General features: G+C 45.1%; 3 protein-coding genes. All 3 read right to left on the reverse strand.

Translation table 11 applies throughout. The features are described 5' to 3' along the window. Window positions 1-721, reverse strand: a 721-nt coding sequence (locus ACO1R6_RS17330) for a nucleotide sugar dehydrogenase (RefSeq protein ID WP_486266277.1), incomplete at its 3' end; no start/stop codon positions are given. Next, window positions 718-1,836: an NAD-dependent epimerase/dehydratase family protein gene (locus ACO1R6_RS17335; protein ID WP_486266278.1), complete on the reverse strand. Its 1,119-nt coding sequence runs from the start codon at window positions 1,834-1,836 to the stop codon at window positions 718-720. The genes ACO1R6_RS17335 and ACO1R6_RS17330, both read right to left, overlap by 4 nt. A gap of 153 nt (window positions 1,837-1,989) precedes the next feature. Further along, complete coding sequence (locus ACO1R6_RS17340; protein ID WP_486266279.1) at window positions 1,990-3,303, reverse strand: NAD(P)H-dependent oxidoreductase; 1,314 nt, start codon at window positions 3,301-3,303, stop codon at window positions 1,990-1,992. Window positions 3,304-3,368 lie beyond the last annotated feature (65 nt).

A 3,368-nucleotide genomic window follows, 5' to 3' on the forward strand; every position in this document is an offset into this window, starting at 1 on the left:
ATATTTTAAAAGCACTTGGTACATCAATATCCCCAATATGCTCGGCAATCATGGCCATCTCGTTCGAGAAGCTGATGAGCGTAGAAAGCAGCGTATTAGATAAATATTTAATGAACTCGGCGGAGTTATAAGTAACGTAATGTACCGGCGCGTTGAAAGGCAAATACAACTGGTTCAGAATTTCTTTCGAACGCTCGTCTTCTACGCCAATAACCACGCGGTCTGGGTTCATAAAATCGTCCCAGGCGTAACCTTCGCGCAAAAACTCCGGGTTAGAAGCTAACCCGATTGGTTTGTTGTACTGGCTGTTTAGCTCATCTACGTAAGGTTTTACTTTTTTAGAAACCGTAGAAGGCGGCACCGTAGATTTAGTAACAATTACTTTAAAATCGCCTTGGCTTACTTCAAAAACGCTTTTTACAGCATCTAACAAGTAAGTTAAGTTCGCGCTGCCATCGGGGTTACCCGGAGTACCTACGCAAATAATAACGGCTTTGCTGTCGTTCACGGCTTCGGCTAACGAGGCATCCACGATAAAATTCTGACCCAGTTCGTCGCGCAGTACCTCATCTAAGTGCGGCTCGTAAAACGGTACTTCGTATTTTTTAATGCTGTTTACCCGCTCCTGGTTTACATCAATGCCGTAAACCTTGAAGCCTTTTTTGCTGAAGCCTAAAGCGGTGGTTAAGCCAACAAATCCTAATCCTAATACTGTGATCATACTAATTTACCGTTGTTAATGTGCAAAAACTCTAAGTAACGCTTGATGCCGTCTTCTACCAGCACGGCTGGGCTATAATTTAATATGGTTCGGGCTTTGGTAATATCCGGGCAACGACGGTTCGGGTTATCGGTTAAATATTCTTTATCAGCGGATTGGCTGAAAGAAATCTGACCCTGGTAATCGAATATTTCTTTTCCGTTGCGGTTAAATATTTCGGCAAACTCCCGCACCGACAGCTCCGGGTTGTCCATGCCAATATTAAATACATCAAACTCGCCGTGGAGCAGCACTTTTAAATAACCATTAATAGCATCGGAAATGTAGCAGAAGGTACGGGTTGGGGTACCGTCCGATAATATTTCGAGGTCGCGGCCTTCAATTACAGCTTTGGCAAAGTCAGCGGGCAAACGTTTGTCGTTGATGTTCATGCCAGGGCCGTAATTGTTAAAGGGACGGGCAATACCAATGGGCATGTTATATTTTTGCGCAAACAAGTAGCAAAGGGTTTCGCCGAAACGCTTGGCTTCGTCGTAGCAGGCACGTGGCCCAATAGAAGCCACGTTGCCGCGGTAATCTTCTTTAGTTGGGATAAATTCCGGGAATGGATCGCCGTAAATTTCGCTGCTGGAGAAGAATAAAAATCCTCTTAATTGCTTTTCAGCGTAAAAATCGAGCAAACGACGCAAGCCGGTAATATTGGCATCTACGGTTTCGATGGGGTAAATCCGGTAGAAAGTAGGCGAAGCAATAGAAGCCATGTGAATCACGATATCGGCTTCGGCGGCACCCGGAACGTTCTCTACAGAATCAGTGATAACGTTAAATTCATAAAGCTTTATTAGCTCTGGGTTGCTATCTACGAGATTATCTAACCAATCTTTGGTGCCGGTCAGGAAGTTTTCGAGGGCGATAATTTGCTTAATCTGCAGTTCTTCGGCAAAATGCGAAAAGAAGTGCATGAAATAATAACCCAGGAAGCCACCGCAACCGGTTAACAGAATAGTAGAATTCCGCAGTTTGTCTTTTTCAGGCCCCGATAGCTTTTCGTAGATAGCTACCATGTCTTCTTGCAGGATCCGGTTATCGGTTCCGGCTTTTGTAGTTTGTATCATTTTTAACTTGCTAATTTTTAATGTGCTGTTCTGTGAATGGGGTTCTGTTTTAGAAATTATTACCGGATAAGATATAGCAGCATTAAAACCGCAACCAATTACCCGCTAAGTTTTTAGGAAAAACATGGCCCTAAATAAAGTTTATGTTAAATTTTAAGCCTCTACGGTTTTGGCTTGATATTCCGGAAAAAACAATTGGGTTTGCTCGCGGTATAAACGCTGCACCAGGTTATCGGCCGGCAATTCTATATCGTCGAAGGTAATTACATCGTCGCGCGATAAATCGCGTTTCAGGGTAGCCCCTTCGGCTAAACCAACCGGCAATAAATTTTCCTGGCGGGCCGTAGTGGCATTTTCGCACTGACCGTACGTATCGTATCCACCCAAGCCATCCAGTACTTTACCCGCTTTTAAATCGGTTTTGGCAAAAGTTACCACTTCTACTACCGGACCGGCAATTGGGGCCATAATTATATCCTGGAACAACACCATGCGGGCAATGGAAATCGGAATTTCGAAGTAAATCAGGTGATACGGGGTATAGAAGCTGTAAAGCGGACCAGTTCCTAATTTACCGTACTCCAGGTAATGCTTTGTTTTGGGGTCGTCGGTGGTGGCAAACACGAATACGCCGGGTCCGGGTTTTGGACCAACCACATAATCTACCACGCCGCCTTTGCTTTTTAAATCTTCTACATCATACATGGTAACCATATCGTCGATGTGACCATTATAATTTAAGCCAATCATGCCACGTTTGGCTACGCACATACCGGTAGCATTAGCTACGCAAGCCTGTTCGATTGATATTTTAGTACCGTCGGCAAATTGGGTTACCATTTCGGGAGTTAGCTGCCAGCGGGCGGCAAAACTCGCCTGGGTGGTTGGATTGCGGTAAAAATCCTGCAAGCCTTTAATATTACCGCAGATTAGCGGGGTTAAGCCCAGGCCTTTAACAAACCGGAATAAATTCATGATTACGCCGGGTTGGTCGCCGTCGGCACCGCTCAGCATTACGCCAGCTTTATCGGCGTATACTTTCAAAATTGGTCCAACTAAAGCATCTACCTCGGGGTTAAAGAGCAGCACATGCTTTTTATTTTCAATGGCTTTCATTACCAGGTTAGCCGCATAATGCACGGTGCCGGTACACTCTACCAATAAATCCAGCCCTTCGAGTTCGCACAGCAGTTCGCCGTTTTCAGTTACGGCCAAACCGCCCGCCGAAACAACGGCCTGTAAATCGGCCAGGTTATCGCAAACCTGCGCCGTGTGGCCGGTATATTCGTAAGCTTCCTGGGCTTTGCTTAAGGTGCGGTTGGCAATAACGGCAATCTCCATACCCGGGGTATAGCGCATTACCTGGTTTACCAGTCCTTTGGCCATTTCGCCGGCGCCCCATAAACCTACCCGAATGGGCTTGCCTGCTTTTTCACGTTCCTGTAAATATTTGTCAACAATAATCATTATTTAAGAGCAGTTAGTTGTTTGCGATTAGCTTTATTTAAAGCAAATGAATATGTATAAACTAA

The sequence above is a fragment of the Adhaeribacter sp. genome (genome assembly GCF_057359045.1).